General features: G+C 37.0%; 13 protein-coding genes. 3 read left to right on the top strand and 10 right to left on the bottom strand.

Annotated features, from left to right (window positions below):
• Window positions 1–10 precede the first annotated feature (10 nt).
• The 4 genes from BCR25_RS18200 to lepB form a co-directional block, all read right to left on the bottom strand.
• On the bottom strand, window positions 11–355 hold the full coding sequence (locus tag BCR25_RS18200; protein WP_069665036.1) for a winged helix-turn-helix transcriptional regulator: 345 nt from the start codon (window positions 353–355) through the stop codon (window positions 11–13).
• A gap of 59 nt (window positions 356–414) precedes the next feature.
• Window positions 415–4,218 (bottom strand): helicase-exonuclease AddAB subunit AddA, encoded by a 3,804-nt coding sequence (addA, locus tag BCR25_RS18195; protein WP_069665035.1) that lies wholly within the window; start codon window positions 4,216–4,218, stop codon window positions 415–417.
• On the bottom strand, window positions 4,211–7,789 hold the full coding sequence (locus BCR25_RS18190; RefSeq protein WP_069665158.1) for a PD-(D/E)XK nuclease family protein: 3,579 nt from the start codon (window positions 7,787–7,789) through the stop codon (window positions 4,211–4,213). Before BCR25_RS18190 ends, addA begins: the two co-directional genes overlap by 8 nt.
• A gap of 139 nt (window positions 7,790–7,928) precedes the next feature.
• Window positions 7,929–8,486 (bottom strand): signal peptidase I, encoded by a 558-nt coding sequence (lepB, locus tag BCR25_RS18185; RefSeq protein WP_069665157.1) that lies wholly within the window; start codon window positions 8,484–8,486, stop codon window positions 7,929–7,931.
• 187 nt (window positions 8,487–8,673) lie between these two features.
• Between lepB and BCR25_RS18180 the strand changes: the two genes are divergently transcribed.
• Window positions 8,674–9,021: a hypothetical protein gene (locus BCR25_RS18180; RefSeq protein WP_069665034.1), complete on the top strand. Its 348-nt coding sequence runs from the start codon at window positions 8,674–8,676 to the stop codon at window positions 9,019–9,021.
• A 121-nt stretch (window positions 9,022–9,142) separates the two neighbouring features.
• On the opposite strand, the gene BCR25_RS18175 is transcribed toward BCR25_RS18180, so the two are convergent.
• The 3 genes from BCR25_RS18175 to gdhA all read right to left on the bottom strand — a co-directional run bounded on the left by BCR25_RS18175 (window position 9,143) and on the right by gdhA (window position 14,573).
• Window positions 9,143–10,492 carry a glucose-6-phosphate isomerase gene (locus BCR25_RS18175; protein WP_069665033.1) on the bottom strand — a complete coding sequence of 450 codons (1,350 nt, stop codon included), beginning with the start codon at window positions 10,490–10,492 and terminating at the stop codon, window positions 9,143–9,145.
• A gap of 231 nt (window positions 10,493–10,723) precedes the next feature.
• Window positions 10,724–13,021, bottom strand: coding sequence for an Ig-like domain-containing protein (locus BCR25_RS18170; RefSeq protein WP_069665032.1), 2,298 nt, complete (start codon window positions 13,019–13,021; stop codon window positions 10,724–10,726).
• 205 nt (window positions 13,022–13,226) lie between these two features.
• The gene (gene gdhA / locus BCR25_RS18165) at window positions 13,227–14,573 is read right to left on the bottom strand and encodes an NADP-specific glutamate dehydrogenase (protein ID WP_069665031.1); all 1,347 of its coding nucleotides are present in this window, start codon (window positions 14,571–14,573) and stop codon (window positions 13,227–13,229) included.
• 138 nt (window positions 14,574–14,711) lie between these two features.
• Between gdhA and BCR25_RS18160 the strand changes: the two genes are divergently transcribed.
• Window positions 14,712–15,995 carry a BaiN/RdsA family NAD(P)/FAD-dependent oxidoreductase gene (locus BCR25_RS18160; protein ID WP_069665030.1) on the top strand — a complete coding sequence of 428 codons (1,284 nt, stop codon included), beginning with the start codon at window positions 14,712–14,714 and terminating at the stop codon, window positions 15,993–15,995.
• A 176-nt stretch (window positions 15,996–16,171) separates the two neighbouring features.
• Window positions 16,172–16,615, top strand: a complete 444-nt coding sequence (locus BCR25_RS18155; RefSeq protein WP_069665029.1) for a hypothetical protein — start codon at window positions 16,172–16,174, stop codon at window positions 16,613–16,615.
• 42 nt (window positions 16,616–16,657) lie between these two features.
• Here BCR25_RS18155 and BCR25_RS18150 read toward each other — a convergent pair whose 3' ends face one another.
• From BCR25_RS18150 to BCR25_RS18140, 3 genes are all read right to left on the bottom strand, one after another.
• On the bottom strand, window positions 16,658–17,353 hold the full coding sequence (locus BCR25_RS18150; protein WP_069665028.1) for a winged helix-turn-helix domain-containing protein: 696 nt from the start codon (window positions 17,351–17,353) through the stop codon (window positions 16,658–16,660).
• 47 nt (window positions 17,354–17,400) lie between these two features.
• On the bottom strand, window positions 17,401–18,519 hold the full coding sequence (locus BCR25_RS18145) for a WxLIP family cell surface protein (protein WP_069665027.1): 1,119 nt from the start codon (window positions 18,517–18,519) through the stop codon (window positions 17,401–17,403).
• Window positions 18,520–18,716: 197 nt separating this feature from the next.
• The gene (locus BCR25_RS18140) at window positions 18,717–19,520 is read right to left on the bottom strand and encodes a WxL domain-containing protein (RefSeq protein ID WP_069665026.1); all 804 of its coding nucleotides are present in this window, start codon (window positions 19,518–19,520) and stop codon (window positions 18,717–18,719) included.
• Window positions 19,521–19,562: the final 42 nt, after the last annotated feature.

Genomic DNA, 19,562 nt, shown 5'->3' with positions numbered 1-19,562 from the left:
TTCCGATAGGTCAACTGCATTCTTCAGCTGTGACCCATTTTTCTGCCCATTGTTGAATTTGCTCCATGGCTTGCTGCAAGTCCTTACCTTTGTCTGTAAGGAAATATTCTAAGCGGCTGCTTTCATCACATCGAACGGCTTTTGAAATAACGCCTTCTCCTTCTAGTTCTTTTAATCTTTCGACTAGAACTCGATCGCTCAATTCAGGAATTTTTTGGCGCAGTTCACCAAATCGTTGTGGACCATTTTCCAGTAAAACGTCAATGATCAAACCATTCCATTTTTTCCCTAAAATCGCAAAGGCTTTTTCAAACTTGGGACATAGTGAAAATTCGGTCGTTTTTACTTGCTCCATTTTCCTCACCTCGTGACATGAGTATAGCACACAACTTACAATTTGTAAGTACATCTGCTTTATTTCTCATCGATTTTTTCAATAACTTCTTCTTTGTCAAGGTCAATAATGACGCCAGCAGCTAATAACACTAAAAATACTTGACTTATTGGTTTGTTTGTTGCCTGCATCAAGGCTTTGCGGTACAAATTCAGCTGACCTTTATAGCGTTGAATAATTGTTTTAATTTCTGCTGGATCTTGGACATTTTTAACAAAATCAGTTTTATAATCATACAAAATACAAGAATCTTCTTGTTCGATATATCCGTCGATCATTCCGTGAATCAGCAGATCATCATCCGTTTTTTGCGGATAATCCTTGATCAATTCCTCTGCTGGCAGCAGCATAGAAAATGGTTGTTCACGAACAACATTTTTAGCTTCATTCAACATTTTTTTCCCTAGGCTCGTTTGATAAAAGGCTAAGATTCGATCAAGATCAATTTCTTTTGCTACATTTTCTTGAATGATTTTTGTTTTTGTCAATTCTTCTAGTAACTGTTCAAGCGAAGTTCTTGTCGGTTCTTTTTCCAAATCTAATAGCTGTAAGAGATAGTGCGTAGCCGTTCCGATCTCAACAGAAGAAGCTTGACGAATAGTTTCTATAAATTTGGGTCTGCCTAACTCTCCTTCAGTCATTCGATGAACGATCAGTGGCTCAGGCTGAAACGTATTTTTCTCACTGACTTCGATTTTAGCTATTTCTTTGTTGTCTGGATCTTCGAAAACTCGTTTTATCTCAGAAACCGATTGGTAATTTGTTGTTTGTGTCGATAGTTGATACGGATAGATATAATCTAAACGATGAAGTGCTTGTTTTATGATAGCTGGATCACTTGCACTAATCGGTTTATTCGTTTGAACACTTGTGTCGATAAATTGAAGCGCCGCAAATTGTTCTTGAATTTCTGCTTCGGTCATAAACGCCATTGTAAAATCTGCAGGGTGAGTAGTAATTTCGGCAACAGTTTCCGTAGGTGTTTCTGATTGAAATTCAGACATGCTTTGATGACGAATCAAGCTCATTCCCACCCAGTTCATCAAGCTACTTTTACCTTGTAGTCGGTTTTCACTTGGCAATACTTTGGTTCGTACATCTCCGACTTTTAGCCACTCTTTCCAGAGAGCTGCCTGATCGTTATATGAGCCGACCAAGAATAATTTTTGTTCAGCTCTTGTTAATGCCACGTATAGTTTTCGCATTTCTTCAGACAATAGCTTTTTCAATTTGGCCTGTTTGATCGCTAAAAATGGTAAAGTGTCATACAACATACGTTCTGTTTGATCTAAATAACGGATACCAACACCCAGTCGATCGTCAAAAATATAACGTTCATTCAGATCACCTAGATTAAATTCTTTGGTCATATCTAAAATGAAAACGATTGGAAACTCTAGTCCTTTACTGGCATGGATCGTCATTACTCTGACTGCATTTTCTTCACTCAATATGACAGGTTCCGCTAAGTCTTTGTCTTTCTCCTGCATTTTTTCAATGAAACGAACAAATTGAAACAGACCACGAAAGCTCGTTTGCTCATATGCCGCTGCGCGTTCAACTAAAGCATATAAGTTCGCCTGGCGCTGCTTTCCGGCAGGCAGTCCGCCAACATAATCCAAATAGGCTGTATCCTGATAAATCGTCCAAATCAATGAAGCAAGCTGATTACGCCGCGCTAATTCCCGCCATTTTGCTAACAATTGGGCAAACGCAAGTGTTTTTGACTGTAATGCTTTTTGCTCTTTATTCACCTCTTCTTGATGGTTAAAGGCTAAAAAAGCATCATAGTAGGTACTTTTTTTAGCAGCTAAACGAATCTCAACTAATTCATTTTCCTTTAAACCAACGATTGGTGAACGTAATACTGCTGCTAAAGGAATATCTTGATACGGATTATCGATGATCTGCAAAAGTGAGACCATCGTCTGTATCTCAGTCGCTTGAAAATAGTTTTGCGCATCATTGACTTGAATCGGAATCCCAGCCGTTTTAAATATCTCTAGAATCGTTAGGTTATTTTTCTTTGTTGGTGTTAATAAAACGATGTCTTTATACGTGACAGGACGATTTGCTTTAGTGGCCTTATCATAGATCAAAAATTCTTGATCAATTAATTCTCTGATTTTCAAGGCTGTCATGTGAAGCTCGCCTTCTGTTTTATCTTCTAAAATCAGTTGACTGTCGTCTGTAATGATTGGTTGTTCATCAGACTTTACCTTTTTTTCGTAAATCAATACTTCTGTATCATAATTCTGTGCTTCTTCAAACTGGTCAAAGCCGTGCACCAAGCGTGCCGCATCATCATAAGCAATCTGTCCCACACGCTCATCCATCAACTGTTCAAAAACCAAATTAGTAAAGTCTAAAACATTTTTACGTGAACGGAAATTTTCTGCTAAAACAATTCTTTTTCCATCTTGGTTTTGTCCATATTGATTGTATTTTTCAATAAATAGAGTTGGATCCGCTAGACGAAACGAATAGATCGATTGTTTCACATCACCAACCATGAATAAATTACCAGCCTCAGCTGTTGGGCGTCTAAGCCAATATAAAATTGTTTCCTGCAAACGATTGATATCCTGATATTCATCAACCAGCACTTCATCAAATTTATCACGATAATAATTTGATGCCTCACTAGCAGTCCAGTCGTCCGCTTCCTTTTTTGCTAAAATCGCTAAGGTGAAATGCTCTAAATCATTAAAATCAACTAGACCTTTTTTTAATTTTTGGCTACTGTATTCTTCAATGAACGCTTGTCCAACAGTCGCCATTTCCTCAACCACTGGTGCAGCTTGATTCATTATTTCTTTCATTTGTTCTGGGGATAAGGTAAACAGATCAGCAATAACTGTGGTGATTGCTTTTTTATTCTGCTCACGTAATCCTTTAGCTACAGCAGCAATTCCCTTAAGTTCTTCCACACGAACAGTGGGATAACGCTCAAAATTAACCGTTGTTGAAATGTCGTAACCAGATTCTAAATCATTATCTGCTAATTGACTGCTGAATGTTTCAACAAAGTCTTTTTCATTACGAGCAAGGGCAGCGATTTTTTCAAGCTTTTCTTCTCCCTCAGTTAATTGAATCATTTCTTCATAACGATCAACACAGCGAAGTAACGTCTCCATGATTTGTGGTTTTAAGAACTCTTGAAACAACCGAGAATCTCCCAATCTTCCTGTCACTCGGTAACTATCTGCCAAATGTGTCAACCATTCCTCTGGATCAGGATTCGCTTTAGCAAATTCATAAAGTGAAAAAATCAGCCGAGTCAGCCCATCATCACTACGGTCATTCGAAAAGTTACCTGTTAATTGATAAAAAGATTCACGATCTTCTTCATAAAACCTTTCTCTCAATTCATCCCAGACATCTTCTTTCAGTAAAAGCATCTCTGTTTCATCTGTTAACAAACGAAACACAGGGTCCATATCAATCAAATAATAGAACCGACGGATCACCGTTAAGCAAAAAGCATGTAATGTACTGATATTCGCTGTAGGAAGCAACGTCAACTGACGAACAAAATGCTGTTTTTTGTCTGGATCACTTTCACTGGTGATTGCCTTTTGTAAAGCGATCTGAATCCGTTCTTTCATTTCTTTGGCAGCAGCTTCCGTATACGTCACGATCAAAAGTCGATCGATGTCCGTACCGCTCTTTAGCTTCTCGATCACTCGTCGAACAAGAACTGTTGTTTTTCCAGAACCTGCAGAAGCAGACACCAAAATATTTTCGTCTCCATCAAATACGGCCTGCCATTGATTGTCAGTAAATTGTTCATTTTCTGGACGTAAGGGAATCATTTTACTCATCGTTCATTCCTCCTTCCTGCTCATCTAACATCAAACGCTCCATGACTTCATTTTTAGATAATGTTTCAATGCGGTTATAATTATTTTCTTTTAACATCACATCAAAATTACAAACGCTTCTAAACGGACAGAAGCGGCAAGCAATACGTTCTTTTCCTTGATAAGCTGGATTTAAATCGATCTCACCACTAGTGATCTTATTGCCCGCTTCGATAAATTTACTGCGATTATGAGTCAATAATGCGTCTAGCTCTGGTTCTGTCACAAATTTATCCTCTTGTCGGCGTCCTGGTTTAATGAGCTCTTTAGCTGACTGCTCGATTGGATACAGCAATGAACTTTGCTTAGGCATCAGGCCTTTGTCAAGATTTTCCAACAGCACAGGATCATTTAATAATAGTCCGTCAAATTGGAACTTCTTCATTAATAGCTGTTCTTTTTTCTCTTCTTGCTCATAAGGAAGAATTGGATTATGCACATGCAGGTAAAGTGAGCCAGCAGGTTTTGCCGCGCGACCAACTAGATTTACCGCATCCATTAATGCTACATCAAGATATGTCAGCATCTGCATCGCCAAACCATAATACGCTTCTGTGATATTAAATTTTTTATGACTGGATTTATAATCAACAACACCTAAATAAAGAGCATCTGGTGTAACTAATTGGTCTAATCTGTCAATTTTCCCACGAACACTGACTTTACCACCATTTTCCAGTGGTAACTCCAAGCCTTTGATCCCCTTTTGGCTGGCAAGCTGACCAAACAAAACTTCAGTCTGGATAGTCGTCATGCCGCTACGCTCACTTTGCCGTTTTAGAGCCCAGCTGACTTTTTTAATCGTTTGTCCTAATTGATAGCGGATATAATTCATTCGACTTGAAGAATCTAAAATTGAAAACTTGATTTCACCAAACACGGCATTCAAGATTTGCTCAGTAAATTCTCCTACTTCCTGATCGGTTAGTTCTACTAACTGTTTATTCTGCATAATCAACAACTTAAAGAACTGATCCAGCGCTTCATGGAAAAAATCACCAGTCGCAGCCGGTGATAGGCCAAAGACATCACGCTCTTTTAAACCTAGTCCGAAACGAGAAAAATACTGATATTGACAACGATAAAAGCTTTCCATACGAGAAACAGAGGTGTAGATTTGTTTGCTATATAGATTTTCAGCTAATTGCTGCTCCAAATTTTCCGGAATATTTTTATGAGACAAGCTTTCAAAAACATGTTGTGCTAATTCACCCAGCTCTTGTTTCATCAGCTCGCGTTCCATAGCTAGCCAAAAAGGTAAAATGCCTTCTTGCGATTCCTTTTTTTGTCGTTTTAAATTCGTTAAATCACTGATCAACGTTCGGTAAGTCCCTATATGCTCTAAACTTTCATGTTCGTCATCGAGAATAGTCAAACTGGCTTTTTGGACGATTGGCAAGTTCAAATCCTTTTGAATATTTACCAAATAAGGAGACATCTTAACATCTTTGACTGTATCTTTAACGCTAGGATAAGTTAAATACAATCTTTCTGTTGCTGAATTGAACATAATATAGGCGATGAATGGCTCTTTAGCAATATTTTTTCGGGTGTCATTAAGTAAATATTGTCCTTCTTCCAAGCATTCACTCATCATTTGACGTTCTTCATCTGAAAGCAAGGTTTTATTGTCCATTTTTTGAGGTAAGACTTGATCCGTTAAACCAATTGCAAAGACAACTTTTGCTTGACCAGGACGAGCCAGATCCACCGATCTTACTTGAACCTGATCAATCGCTGTAGGAACTTTGTTATAACGCAAGCCTTCCAAGCCGCTTGAAAAAACAGCTTCAAATGTTGCTAAATCAAATACATCATTTCCATAAATGGTGACATATTCATCCATCAATGTCATCAAGGCAGACCATGTTTGCTCATGGTTTCTGGCAGCTTCTAATTCTCCTTGTTCGATTGCTTGATTCCGCCACATCATCAACTGCTTTTCCACACCGTTATTGACTAAAAAGCGATAAAAATAGTCAGCTGCCTCAATTCCTGTTGCAGCAGTTTGGATATTTTTGAAAAAAACTGGGATTGTTTGCTGAACGAACTTGCGGACGAGATTTGAATCTTTTTCGATTTGTTCCGTATCATCCTGCTGATCCGTTTCAAAGTCATAGCGGATAAAATGCCAGTCTTTATCCTGTTCCCAATGGTATCCTTCATAGCCATAAGCTAAGACGACATTCTCAGTAAGATCGATTTTTCGACGCCATTCATCTCGTTGCAGTTGCCATTCTTCATTGGAAATCTGATCTGCTATCGGAAAAAATAATTCTGTACGTAAAAAGCGTAAAACATCACGGTAGCGATAACGATATGACTGAATAGCAAACAAAGATTGGATAAATTCTACTAGTGGATGTTGTTCCATCGCCATGTCACGATCTAAATAGATTGGAATCTCATTCAACGTAAACAGCGGTTCTATTATTGTCTCATAGCTATCCAAGTCACGTGTTAAGATTTGAATATCTTTATAGCGATAATGTTTTTCTGCCACTAATTTTCGGATTTCTTTCGCTATATAACTGATTTCTTCTTTTGTGGTTTCAGCACGCCAAAGCTGCAGATGAGTGTTATCTGTTTTGAGTCTTTGCTTATTAGCTCCACCTTCTTGTGCTGTGACCCAATAATCACCCAGATCCTGAAGGACACCCTCCGTCACCAAAGCACGACTATTTTCAACAATATCCGGTAAAACGGCCACAGACGAATGTCGAGCAAGTTGATATAATTGTTGGTAGGTAGCGCCCGTTTCATAAAATAGATTCATCAATGATGGTACTTCTACCGGGTATTTTTTATCTAAGACCAAAGAAATTTTTACTTCTCCGCCTTGTCGCAGCAACACTTCAATCAACTTCAACTCTCTAGCTGAAAAATGATGGTAGCCAGTGATCACAAAGAGTACATTTTTCAGGTTTTTCGTCTCTAAATAATCAGTCAAATAATTGATGATTTGCGCAGACTTGATTCCGTATTGAATCATAGTTTCTTCGAAACGTGAAAAGATCAATTGAATATCCTTGATTTTCAGCTGTAGATCTTGTTCCTTCCCAGCTAAATCTGATCCAGTTAAAAAATCTGTTAATTGCTCGATCTCGATATTTCCGTCCTTCATCTCTTGATAAAGTTCAAACAGCTGTTGGATAAACCCAGCTTTATTAATTTCTCCTCGAAAAACCTTTAGTGCGCCTTCGTTTTCAGATAATATCTTCCTAAAAATCATCGCAGCGCCTGCTTCTGTGATAACCTCTGAACTGTAATATTGCGTATTCTGTAAATAATACCAAGCCAAGCGATAAAAGCTAAATACCTGCAGCCGCATTGTTGCAACTGAGTCTTTTTGATCGCCTTCGATAGCTTTGATTCGTTTTAACGCACGGATTTCTTGTTCAAACTTCATATGGTTTGGAACTAAATAAAACACTTCATTTTTATCATCTTCTGCTAACCATTTTACCGAAGCCTGTAAAAGTGCCTCTTCTAGATCCATCGCTGCTGTTCCGCGAATAAATTGCAAACTCATTTTGCCACATCCTTTTCCGCTCTTTCGTCTTCTTAGTGTATCATAAAACATTTTGACAGAACCTATACTATCTAACAAAAAAAGCCTCTTAATTAAAAGAGAGCTTTTTATTTACGGCCAAGCCGTTTGCTTTGATCAATTACTTAACTTTAGGAAGCGTTCCAAAACGGTTTAACGGCCATAATACAAATTTGACATCGCCAGATATTTTTTCTTCACTGATAAAGCCAATCATTCTACCATCTTTTGAATTCCTACGATTGTCTCCCATTACAAAGTACTCACCTGCTGGAACTTTGTCTTTTCCAGTGACCTCCTCTAATGTGAAATCTAGAGTCAACGGGTTTCCGTCAGCTACTTCCTTTTTAAATTCATCTAAATATGGTTCTTCAACTTCTTTTCCATTGATATACAAAACATCGTCTTTGTATTCAATCGAATCTCCAGGCAATCCGATCACACGTTTGATGTAACTTTTTTTAGGCTCATCCGGGGCGGGAAATGTCACAATATCATACCGTTTAATATCGGTGTTTTTTAAAGCAATCACTCGCTCGCCATCTGCCAACGTTGGATCCATTGAGTGGCCTTTAACCACAACAGGAGTAAAGACAAATTGCCTTAATAAGAATAACACAAGGGCAAATGCCGCAAAATATAATACTGTATGTAATAACTCTTTAGATTTCAATTTCATTCCTCCAAAAACTTGCTTTCTATAGTTTACCACAAATAACAAAAATCCTACAGAATTCTTTCCTTTTTTAGCAAATTCTCTTGTTGATCTTAAGAAAATGGCAAGAGTTCTTCATAAAAAGATGACGGTAACGTCAACATTTGATAAACTATAAAGGAATATCAATGATAAAGGAGGTCGAATCATAGTGTTTATTTCATTCGGGATGTTTATTGCTTTAATTATTGCAACGATCATCATGATCCTGTTGATTATTTACTTAACTTTTACAAGCGGTAAAAGTAAAACATCACGACATGACCGTCAAATCCAAGCTGAAGAAGAAGCGAAAACACGTTTAGCTCAAAATAATTCAAATCTAACTGAGTCTAGATCTGCACAAACAAATGATAGTTCTTTTACAGAAGAAACGGACCATACATTACAGCAAAACACTCATTTTCAGCATGACGCTGAGTCAATAAATAATTCAATCGAAGAGGACGATCAGTTACATGTCCTGCCTTATCCAAAAGATGATGATTTCAATCGATGAACGGAATATAGAAAAGCTGATTTTCCAGTAAAATAATCATCTATACTTAGAAAAAAGGAACGCTCAATTTTTTGAGCGTTCCTTTTTTAATTAAAATCAATTCATATCAATAAACACGATATTATAAGCGGGCATTTAATTCTTTGGCTAAATCTTCAAAGCCTGGTTTACCAAGTAGTGCGAACATATTCTTTTTGTATGCTTCAACACCTTCTTGGTCAAATGGATTTACCCCATTCAAGTAACCAGAAATTCCCACAGCAATTTCAAAGAAGTACATTACATAACCTAATGAATAAGCATCCATCGCTGGAATTTTTACGACCATATTTGGTACACCGCCATCTGTATGAGCAAGCAATGTTCCTTGGAATGCTTTTGTATTTACAAAATCAATTTCTTTTCCTTGTAAATAACCTAGACCATCTAAATCTTCTTCCAATTCAGGAATAGAAACTGTGTGACGCGGTGTTTCTACTTTTACAACTGTCTCAAACAAGTTACGCATACCATCTTGTACGTATTGTCCCATTGAGTGTAAATCTGTAGAAAAATCTGCTGCAGCTGGGAAAATACCTTTTTGGTCTTTTCCTTCTGATTCACCAAATAATTGTTTCCACCATTCAGAGAAATAGTGCATGCCTGGTTCATAGTTGATCAGCATTTCGGTTGTTTTGCCTTTACGGTATAAAATATTTCTTAATGCAGCATATTGATACGCTTCATTTTTACTTAAATCAGTCGTTGTTGCATACTCTTTACGCGCATCGTTAGCTCCTGTCATCAATGCATCGATATCCGCGCCACTTACAGCGATCGGTAATAAACCAACAGGTGTCAATACAGTGAACCGTCCGCCAACATCATCAGGAATCACAAATGTTTCCCAACCTTCTGCATCTGCTTCAACTTTGACAGCACCTTTAGCACGGTCTGTTGTCGCATAGATACGTTTGTTTGCTTCTTCTTTACCATATTTTTTAACTAATAATTCTTTGAACACTCTAAATGCGATTGCAGGCTCAGTTGTTGTACCTGATTTAGAAATTACGTTGACTGAGAAGTCACGATCACCGATAACATTGATCAAGTCAGCTAAGTATGTTGAGCTGATGCTATTTCCAGCAAAGAAAATTTGTGGTGCTTTTCTTTCTTCTGATGGCAATAAGTTGTTAAAAGAATGATGTAAAAATTCAATAGCCGCTCTTGCACCTAGATAGGAACCGCCAATCCCAATAACAACTAATACTTCAGAATCAGATTGGATTTTAGCTGCAGCTTTTTTAATGCGGGCAAATTCTTCCTTATCATAATTTTCCGGCAGGTCGATCCAGCCAGTAAAATCACTTCCAGCACCAGTTCCTTCTCGTAATGCTTTGTCTACTGCTGTTACTTGAGTTTGCATATAGTCCAATTCATGATCAGCAATAAACGGTGTTAAATTAGAATAATCAAATTTAATGTGTGACATTCCGTCTCCTCCTTGAAATAAAACTTACTACAGTATCTACTTTACGTTTTTTTTAAGTATTTTTCAAGTAAATTATGATTGTCTGTACCAATTATCTATCTCTTTCCATAAATTAAAAAAAGCTTGGTTACAAATGAGCTATACCAAATCATTATATAGCAGACTTCCTTTAAGAAAAACAAGACATGACCATTTATTTTACTCTAGTCATGTCTTTGTTCGCTTATTTTATTAAGGGCCATCTTCCAATGTTAAAACAATCTCTGTTTCGTAGTTTTCATCTGACCGTATACTTCCTGGTAAGACATCTAAAAGAATTGCTTGATCGTCTGCATTATCAAAATTGATTGAAAAAGTACCATTTTTGGCATCTTTATGACTATATAACTCTGTTGTCATTTGATCAGTTAACGGTTCTTTAATCCACTCACCCAGTTCATTCTGTTTAGAGAAGAATAGATTGCTGGCAGTTTTTTCGCCATTTTTAAGCTGTAAAGGCTTTTTCAATTGCGCCATCAAACGCCATTGCTGCGTGATAAATCGAGAATCATTAATTAGAAACTCAATCTTTGTTTCTGGCGCTATCGTTTGTTCTTTTGAACGAATCATTGGTGTCCCATAAGAAATTTCTTCTGCTACTTTTTCAAAAGATAGACTACCAGGAAGTAGCGTGATCTTAAATGGCTTGTATAGCTTTCCAAAACGAACGCCCACTTCATAGGTTCCAGGTTGTCGTTTTAGATTACTATCATCAAAAATCAGCTCTGTTTCTTTGCTTTCCCCAGTTACTAGATCCCACACACCCGCTTGACTATTTTTTAATAAAAAGTCTTTACGCTTTTCAGGATCTGTAGGTAAATCAATCGTTAAGACAGAAAAGTCTTTAGCAAATAGCATATGTTTCCCATCTTCAATGATCGTCTCATCTTTAATAAAAATAGGAACAGTGATGACCGTCTGATTTTCCGCTTTATCTGCAAAAGTAATCTCCGCTGTGGTAAAGCCTACTTTGGAAAGATCAGGTTTCTTTGTTAATAAAATGTTGATCCCAGAAGCTCCAGCATTGTCGGATAAATTCTTATACAATGTAGTAAGAGCTGGTAGTTGCTCACCTAAAGTTAAGTATTGAGTAACTGGTTCCGCTTTTGGTGCTTGTGTATCACTTACTTCTTGTAGGTCTGATTTTTCACTGACATTACCAGAAGCATCGGTTGCTGTAGCATAGTATTGTTTGTACGGTCGCAATGGTCGTTTTTCAGTTGGAAGCGAGAGCGTAAATGTACCATCATCATCAGACTTCCCTTCTAAAAACAACTGATCATTGGCAGCATCATAAATCTGAATACTTGCTTTAGCTTCAGCAGTACCATTCATTGAATCTGCTATATCCTTCAATCGATTTAAAGTTGGCTGCTCTGGCGGAATAGTATCTAAGACTGTTTTGATTTTTATATCTTCTTTGCCATGTAACGAACTAATGATTTTGATTTCTTCACCAAAGGCGAACGTCTTATTTTCCGGCAAGGTGTAAGTAAACGTACCATCAGCTGCAGCACGAATTTGATACTTACGTGTATCTGATGCAACACCTGAACTTAATTCGCCGTCTGGAATTGCCGAATGTCCTGAAAACTGTAAAAATGCATTTGGATGAGTAACACCGATAATCGAGCGGTTATGTTCATCATCAGGATCATTCACAAGATCTTCTACAACTAAATCAAGCACTACAGCATTCATTAGATCTTGAGCTTTCTTTAGATTCCCCTCTAAAGTTGTCATGAGAGTAGCTTCCAACAACCCTTTATAGCTAGTAAGTCTTTCTTTTAGTTGATTGATTTCTTTTTGCGTAACACTTAATTTAAGCTGTGTTCGAGTGTCATCTGTAAATAACGCATCAATTTCAGGACTAATGTTAAGGACTTGATCTGTGATATCTACAAGCATTGGATTATTTAATTGAATCCCGCCCCAAAACCGAGATGAAACATTGGCATACTGATCCACTCGCAAACTAATTTCATTGATCGTGCCAGCTAAAAAATTGACTCTGATGCTTTTAGGATTTGCTCCTTGATTATTCATTCTGAATTCAATACTTTTAGCGGGTGTTCCATCTTTTTTTCTAAGGAATATATAGCTAGTGATACCACCACCTGCTGAAGTTGATGACCAAGAGGAACCAAGTCTTGCTCGAAATTCATAATATCTTTTTGGATCTAGAGTAAAACTTTGTGTCGCATACATCGGCTCGTTTGCAAGAATAGTATCTGACGAGCCTGTTCTTTGGATATACACCAAATCCTTTGTTGCTCGTCCATAGCCAGAGTATTTAATAGTTCTCAACACATCATCAAAATTGAAACCAGCATACCTTATAGTTCCATAATCATGATAATAGGCTCCCCATTGATCCGGCTTTAATATATTCTCTTGTACAGCTTCTTCTGGCTCTGCCGCTTTTAACTGAGAACTGTTTTTCGTTTGAAGGAACATACTGAACAAAACAAGAACTAAAACAATCCCCATAAAAATAACGATATTTCTTTTTCTCTTTTTTATTTTTCACACCTCTTTATACTTTATCTATAGTAACCATTATACTAATTTTCAGATAGAAGAACTTCTCCAATACTGAACAGTTTTAATGCCTAAAAAGAATAAAAAGCTACTACTAAGAATCATCTTACGACGACTTAGTAGTAGTTAAAAAAGGTATAAATTAAGGGAGTGATTAAACGAGTCCTTGACTCAACATTGCTCGCGCTACTTTTTCAAATCCTGCAATGTTCGCGCCTAAGACATAATTATTAGGTGCTTGGTATTTGTTAGCCGTATCACGACACGTTTCATAGATATTTTTCATAATATCATCCAACATGCCATCTACTTTTTCAAACGACCAAGATAGACGTTCAGAATTTTGACTCATTTCAAGTGCAGAAACGGCCACGCCGCCAGCGTTTGCAGCTTTACCTGGACAGTATAAGACGCCAGCTTCAGCTAAAACATCTACAGCTTCTAGTGTACATGGCATATTTGCACCTTCTGCTACGACTTTACCACCGTTTTTAACCAAGCGTTTTGCTTGTTCTACATTAATTTCATTTTGTGTGGCACATGGTAAAGCAATATCATAAGCCACATCAAAATCCCAAACAGATTGACCATCATAATAAACTGCATCTTTGTGAGTTTCGACATATTTAGAAATTCGCTCACGATTTTTCTCTTTCAACTCTTTGACAAGTTCCACGTCAATTCCGTTTGGATCATAAACAAAACCAGTTGAATCAGAACAAGTTAGAACCGTTGCACCTAGTTCTTTTGCTTTTTCCATTGCATAAATTGACACATTTCCGCTACCGGAAACAACCACTTTCTTGCCTTCAAATGAATCGTTTGAGTCATTCAGTAAGTGTTTAACGAAATAAACACAGCCATAGCCTGTTGCTTCAGTCCGTGCTTGGCTGCCCCAATAGCCTAGTGGTTTACCTGTTAGAACACCTGCATCATAATTTCTCAAACGTTTGTACATACCGAATAAGTAACCGATCTCTCTTGCGCCAACACCAATATCCCCTGCTGGTACATCCGTACTTGGCCCAATATGTTTTTGTAACTCTGTCATAAAGCTTTGACAAAAACGCATGACTTCTGCATCTGATTTTCCTTTTGGATCAAAATCACTACCGCCTTTACCGCCGCCGATCGGTAAACCAGTCAAGCTGTTTTTAAAAATTTGTTCAAATGCTAAAAACTTCATCACACTTAAATTCACGCTAGGATGAAAACGTAAGCCGCCTTTATAAGGACCGATAGCAGAGTTATACTGCACGCGATACCCACGATTGACCTGCCAGTTCCCTTGATCATCTTGCCAAGGCACTCTAAACTGTAAAATTCTTTCTGGTTCAATCAGGACTCCTAAAATATTGGCTTCAATGAATGCTGGATTTTCTTTCAAAAATACTTCAACCGTTGGTAAAAATTCGTCGACAGCTTGCAAGTATTCTACTTGCCCTCGATCATTCTCATGAATCTTCTTTTGAATCTCTTCCACGTACTGTTTTGCTTCCATTTAATCACCCTCTCATTGTTATAATCCTATTTTAACCTAAATTCAGAAAATTTCCACAACTTTTTATTGGAAAATGAAAAAAATTTAGAAAAATAATTGAAAATTGTGTTAAACTACCATTGAATCGGAGGGAAATGTATGAAATCATTTGATGTTATTGTTGTCGGAGCTGGTACTAGCGGTATGATGGCTGCTATTGCAGCTGCGAAAGCCGGCAGCAACACTTTATTAATAGAAAAAAACAAGCGAGTCGGAAAAAAACTCTTATTAACTGGCGGCGGTCGCTGTAATGTGACCAATAATCGCCCTGCCGAAGAGATCATCGCTCATATTCCTGGAAATGGAAAATTTTTATATAGTGCCTTTTCACAATTTGATAACTACGATATTATGGCTTTTTTTGAAGCAAATGGTACACATTTAAAAGAAGAAGACCACGGACGGATGTTTCCTGTCACTGATCGCTCCAAAACAATTGTAGAAACTTTATTTAACCAACTTGAACTGCTCGGCGTGACAATCTATACAGAAGCAAAAGTTGAAAAGGTCTTGCGCAAAGAAGATCAGGTGATCGGTATCGCTTTAGAGCATGAAAAAATCTATGCTCCTTGTGTTATTTTGACAACTGGCGGCAGAACTTACCCTTCTACTGGTTCGACAGGCGATGGCTATAAGATCGCTAAACGGTTGGGGCACACGATCAGTCCCCTTTATGCAACAGAATCGCCAATCATTTCAGATGATCGGTTCATTAAAGAAAAAACCTTACAAGGCCTTTCTTTACAAGATGTTTCTTTAGCTGTTTTAAACAGTAAAGGAAAAATTGTTGTAGCACATCAAATGGATCTCTTGTTTACCCATTTTGGCCTTTCCGGTCCAGCTGCATTAAGATGCTCTAGCTTTGTCAATCAAGAATTAGCAAAAAATGACCAACGAAAAGTTGTTTTACAATTAGACATCTTTCCTGATTTATCCGTCGAAGAACTGAAACAAGAGATCAAGAAAAAGCTGTTGGAGCAACCGGATAAAACCTTGAAAAATGCGTTAAAAAATCTGGTTCCTGAACGTCTCTTACATTTTATCTTAGACCAAGCATCTTTAACCGAGGTACAAGCTAAGATTGTTACAGAGGAACAAATAGAAAAACTGGTGCAGCACTTTAAGTTCTTTCATATAAATGCTGCAAAAACACTGCCAATCGAAAAATCTTTTGTAACTGGCGGCGGTATCTCTTTAAAAGAAGTTCAACCAAAAACGATGGAAAGTAAATTAGTCAACGGTTTGTTTTTTGCTGGTGAATTATTAGACATCAATGGTTATACCGGCGGCTACAATGTGACCGCAGCTTTTGTTACAGGCTATGTAGCTGGAACACACGCTGCTGCTATTGCAGAGTATACCTACTTACCAGAAATCGACTAAAAGACAATGCAGCATACCTTATCGCTGAAAAATGATAAGATTTGCTGTATTTTTTTAATGTATTCTTGTTTTCTACGACTTTAGCTGGATAATTTTTTTATAAAAAATCAGTCTTTTGTTTGATTTATTTCTATGCTATCTATGTAAAAATAGAGACTATGGAGGTGAGTTATACTATGAATATTCATTTAAAGCGGCAAACAAGTTGGGGCTGTGTTCGTCATTTCAGTATCTATAAAAATGGGATTGCTCAAGGTAAATTATTTAACAATATTCCAGTCGATTTGGCAGTAGAACCAGGAGACATTCTAGAGTTTAAAGAAGGAATGTTTTATACTTCTCAAAAAATCACGATAACACCTGCAACAACAGAAATTCTTATTACAAATACCAATCGTATTCAGCACTTATTCTATCTATTTATCTTTCTATTTTTAACTGTTTCTCTGGTTGGCTTGTATCTAGCTTCTATAAAGATTTTTTTAATGACTGAAATTTCAACTTTATTTATGCTGAATCTGTTCTTTCGCTATCGTTCTTATCTTTTTCAAATCGATCCTGGAGATACCTTGCCAGAAGATCTTACTCATTTAGAAAGCTACAAACAAAAAGCCGTATAAATTCAGCACTCTGAATTTATACGGCTTTTTCCTTTTGAAAGGTTATCCTTCATTTTTTGATGAAGATGATTCTAAGATATAGCCAATCGAACGAACTGTTTTCAATCTGATAGGCGACTCTTTTACTGCATCAAACTTTTTTCTTATATGAGAAACTAAGTTGCAAACTCGATTCTTTTGAACCTCACCTGTCTGTTTAGACCAAACGCCTCTGTATATATCTTCGTAGGTGACAGTTTGATCTCTCTTATTAAATAAAATGGACATCGCTAAAAACTCTTGTCTAGTCAAGTCGATTTCTTGATTTTCATTCACAACTATACATGATTTTTCAGGAATTATTTCAAAAGAAGCCCTTTTCATATTTTTCTTGATTGTTTCTTTTTTAACTCGTTTCAAAATGTTTTTGACGATTAAATCTAAGACATCTGCCTCCTCGGAATAAATGCCATCTGCCCCCAATTTCAGATAAACCATTTGAGAAGTGAAAATCGTTTGTTCTGGATCAGCAAGGATCAAAATGTATACATCGGATTTTTTTCTTATCTCCAGTAAATGCTCACAAATACTGGTAAAATTTAGTTCTTTACTTTCTTCTATAATAAGAATATCTAATCGATCTACCTCTTCTATACATACTGTTTCGATTAGCTCCAGTGAACATTGTTGATCTGATTTCAAGATTTTATAATACTCATTTTGAGGAGTTCTTAATGAAAAATACCCTATATTATACATACTACCCGTCTCCCCTATTTAAAATTAATTACCGCTCAATAAATGAACTATTTATTTTTTTTAACACTATTGGTGTTGTTCATTTTTTTACTCGTTGCTTTTTTTCTTTTTCTTTTAGCTGCTTCCGCTTTTAATCTTTTTCTTTTGATTCGTTTCTTTTTACTGATGTATTGAGTAAGTATAAAGGTGAATAGAATCAATACGATTGCACCAGCTATAGCTCCGATAATATACCATTTTGTATTGTCTACTTTTAATTCAACTGCTTTTTCGTTCAATTCTTTTGCTTCTTTAGAACTGATCTCGAAGTCTTTTGACCACTTCCACTTCTCGGAGCCGCTTGTCACATTCATATGCAAAGTATAGCTGCCAGCTTTGAATTCTTGATTATCCCAACTAACCCCAAAATTAAAATTCGAGTTTGGCGCCATTCTCAACCCTGTTCTTTTTTGTTCGAACAATGAATTCTTACTATCTTTTTGCGTTATACGAGCATCCACTTCCATATCTTGAATAATTACTGGTTGAGTATTTTGAATATTGGCCTTCAGCACATTTCGATAATTGACTTGCGAGGGTTGAATTTTCCCGAGCTTTAAATCCGGTTTGACCACTTTATCGTTTTCTCTGATAAGTACACCGATCGCAAAGGCAAAACGATTTTTGATTTGGACACCTGATTTATCTTGCTCTTCTTTTGAAGCATCTTCTTTCTCAGTAAAATGTAGACCGCCTAAAACAACTCCGTCTAATTCCTCATTGGGCATCGTTACTTTAACTTTTAGAGTTTTTGAACTTTTAGGCGGGATTGTTGTTTCTTTTTCTACTTCAGTAATTGCCGAAAAAGGTGCTTGTAATGTTTCATCTAATTTTGGTTTTGAATTACTATAGTCAACGATTCCATTATCATTTGTCACTGCCGTATTTGCATGGTTTTCGACAACCACTTCTTTATCCAAAGGATTGTTCATTAGAACGTCTAATACCTGGACCTGTCCAGGTTCCATCATTAGATCGAAATAGGTTTTAGTCTTATCGATTTGATTTTCAGGAATAACTGCTGTAACAGAAAAATTCATCGTTCCATCTTGTGCAGATGCATTCATCGGCATTACTCCGACCATCATCAAAACTACTAGTACTAGCATTATCATTCGTTTCTTCATTTAACTTATGTCTCCCAACTTGCGTATGTTTGTTTTTTCTTTGTTTTATGTATGAACCATTAAAGTTCGGACAGAAGTATTCAACTCTTATTTTCAAAGGAGTTACTTCTGCTTCGACCATTTATTCGTTTTTAAAAGGACCAGGTCGTAACTCGTAGAGTTATGTCCCGGTCCTAATGATCGGAAATACTAAGCTTTTAGTTTGTTGATGTCGGTGTAGAAGAAAGTGTCCAAGTAATAACAGACTTGTATTCTTCATTAGGGTCTTTTTTAGAGTCTGCTGGAACGTGAAGTGTCACGTTTGGATTTCTGTCTGTAACAGTTAATTCTTCGCTTGGTGTTTCGCTGAACATTGCTGCCCATGAACCCATCCCTTGATCTGCATTTGCTTTTATTAGCACTTCTGGCTCTGAAGATAGGGTTACGTTTGTATTCAGCATAGCAGGTACAAAATCTTTACCGTCAACTGGTTTAACAGCAGTTGAAAATTGCGCATTTGATAGCGTCAACGTAGCTTTTAAATCTGCATCGGGATTGACTGTTCCTTTAAATGGTGTAGCTGATACTGCCAGTTCCCATCCTTCGTTTGTCCCTCTATTATCCGTTACTTGTACATAATGAGGTACATATTTTTCTTGCAATGGATCTGATAATTGACCTTCTTTATCTAATAATCCAACTTTTGGATATAGTGGATTATAGTCTGCTGCATTACCAGACATTGTTACTGAACCAAACTTAAAGTTTGGAGCAAAATCAATTCTTAGTGGTCCCTTTGTACTTTCTGAACCTTCACCTGGATCAGGTTTAATGCCTTCGCCTTCAGGATTTGTTGGATCTAGTGTTGCTCCGCCGCCATCAGCTTCAGTTGATTCTGCTTCAAATTTTACTGTTGCATTTGTTTCTGACGCTGCTACTTCTTCAGCAAAAGCTGCAGTAGGCGCTGTTCCTAAAATAAATGTGCTTAATAATAGTGTTGAAACGATTGTTGACTTTTTCATATTCATTTCCTCTTTTCTTTGTTTACCTAACTATGATTGTTC

The sequence above is a fragment of the Enterococcus termitis genome, assembly GCF_001730305.1.
Lineage (GTDB): Bacteria > Bacillota > Bacilli > Lactobacillales > Enterococcaceae > Enterococcus_L > Enterococcus_L termitis.
The sequence above is the reverse complement of the archived record's forward strand: the minus strand, read 5'-3'. Positions and strand labels throughout refer to the sequence as shown.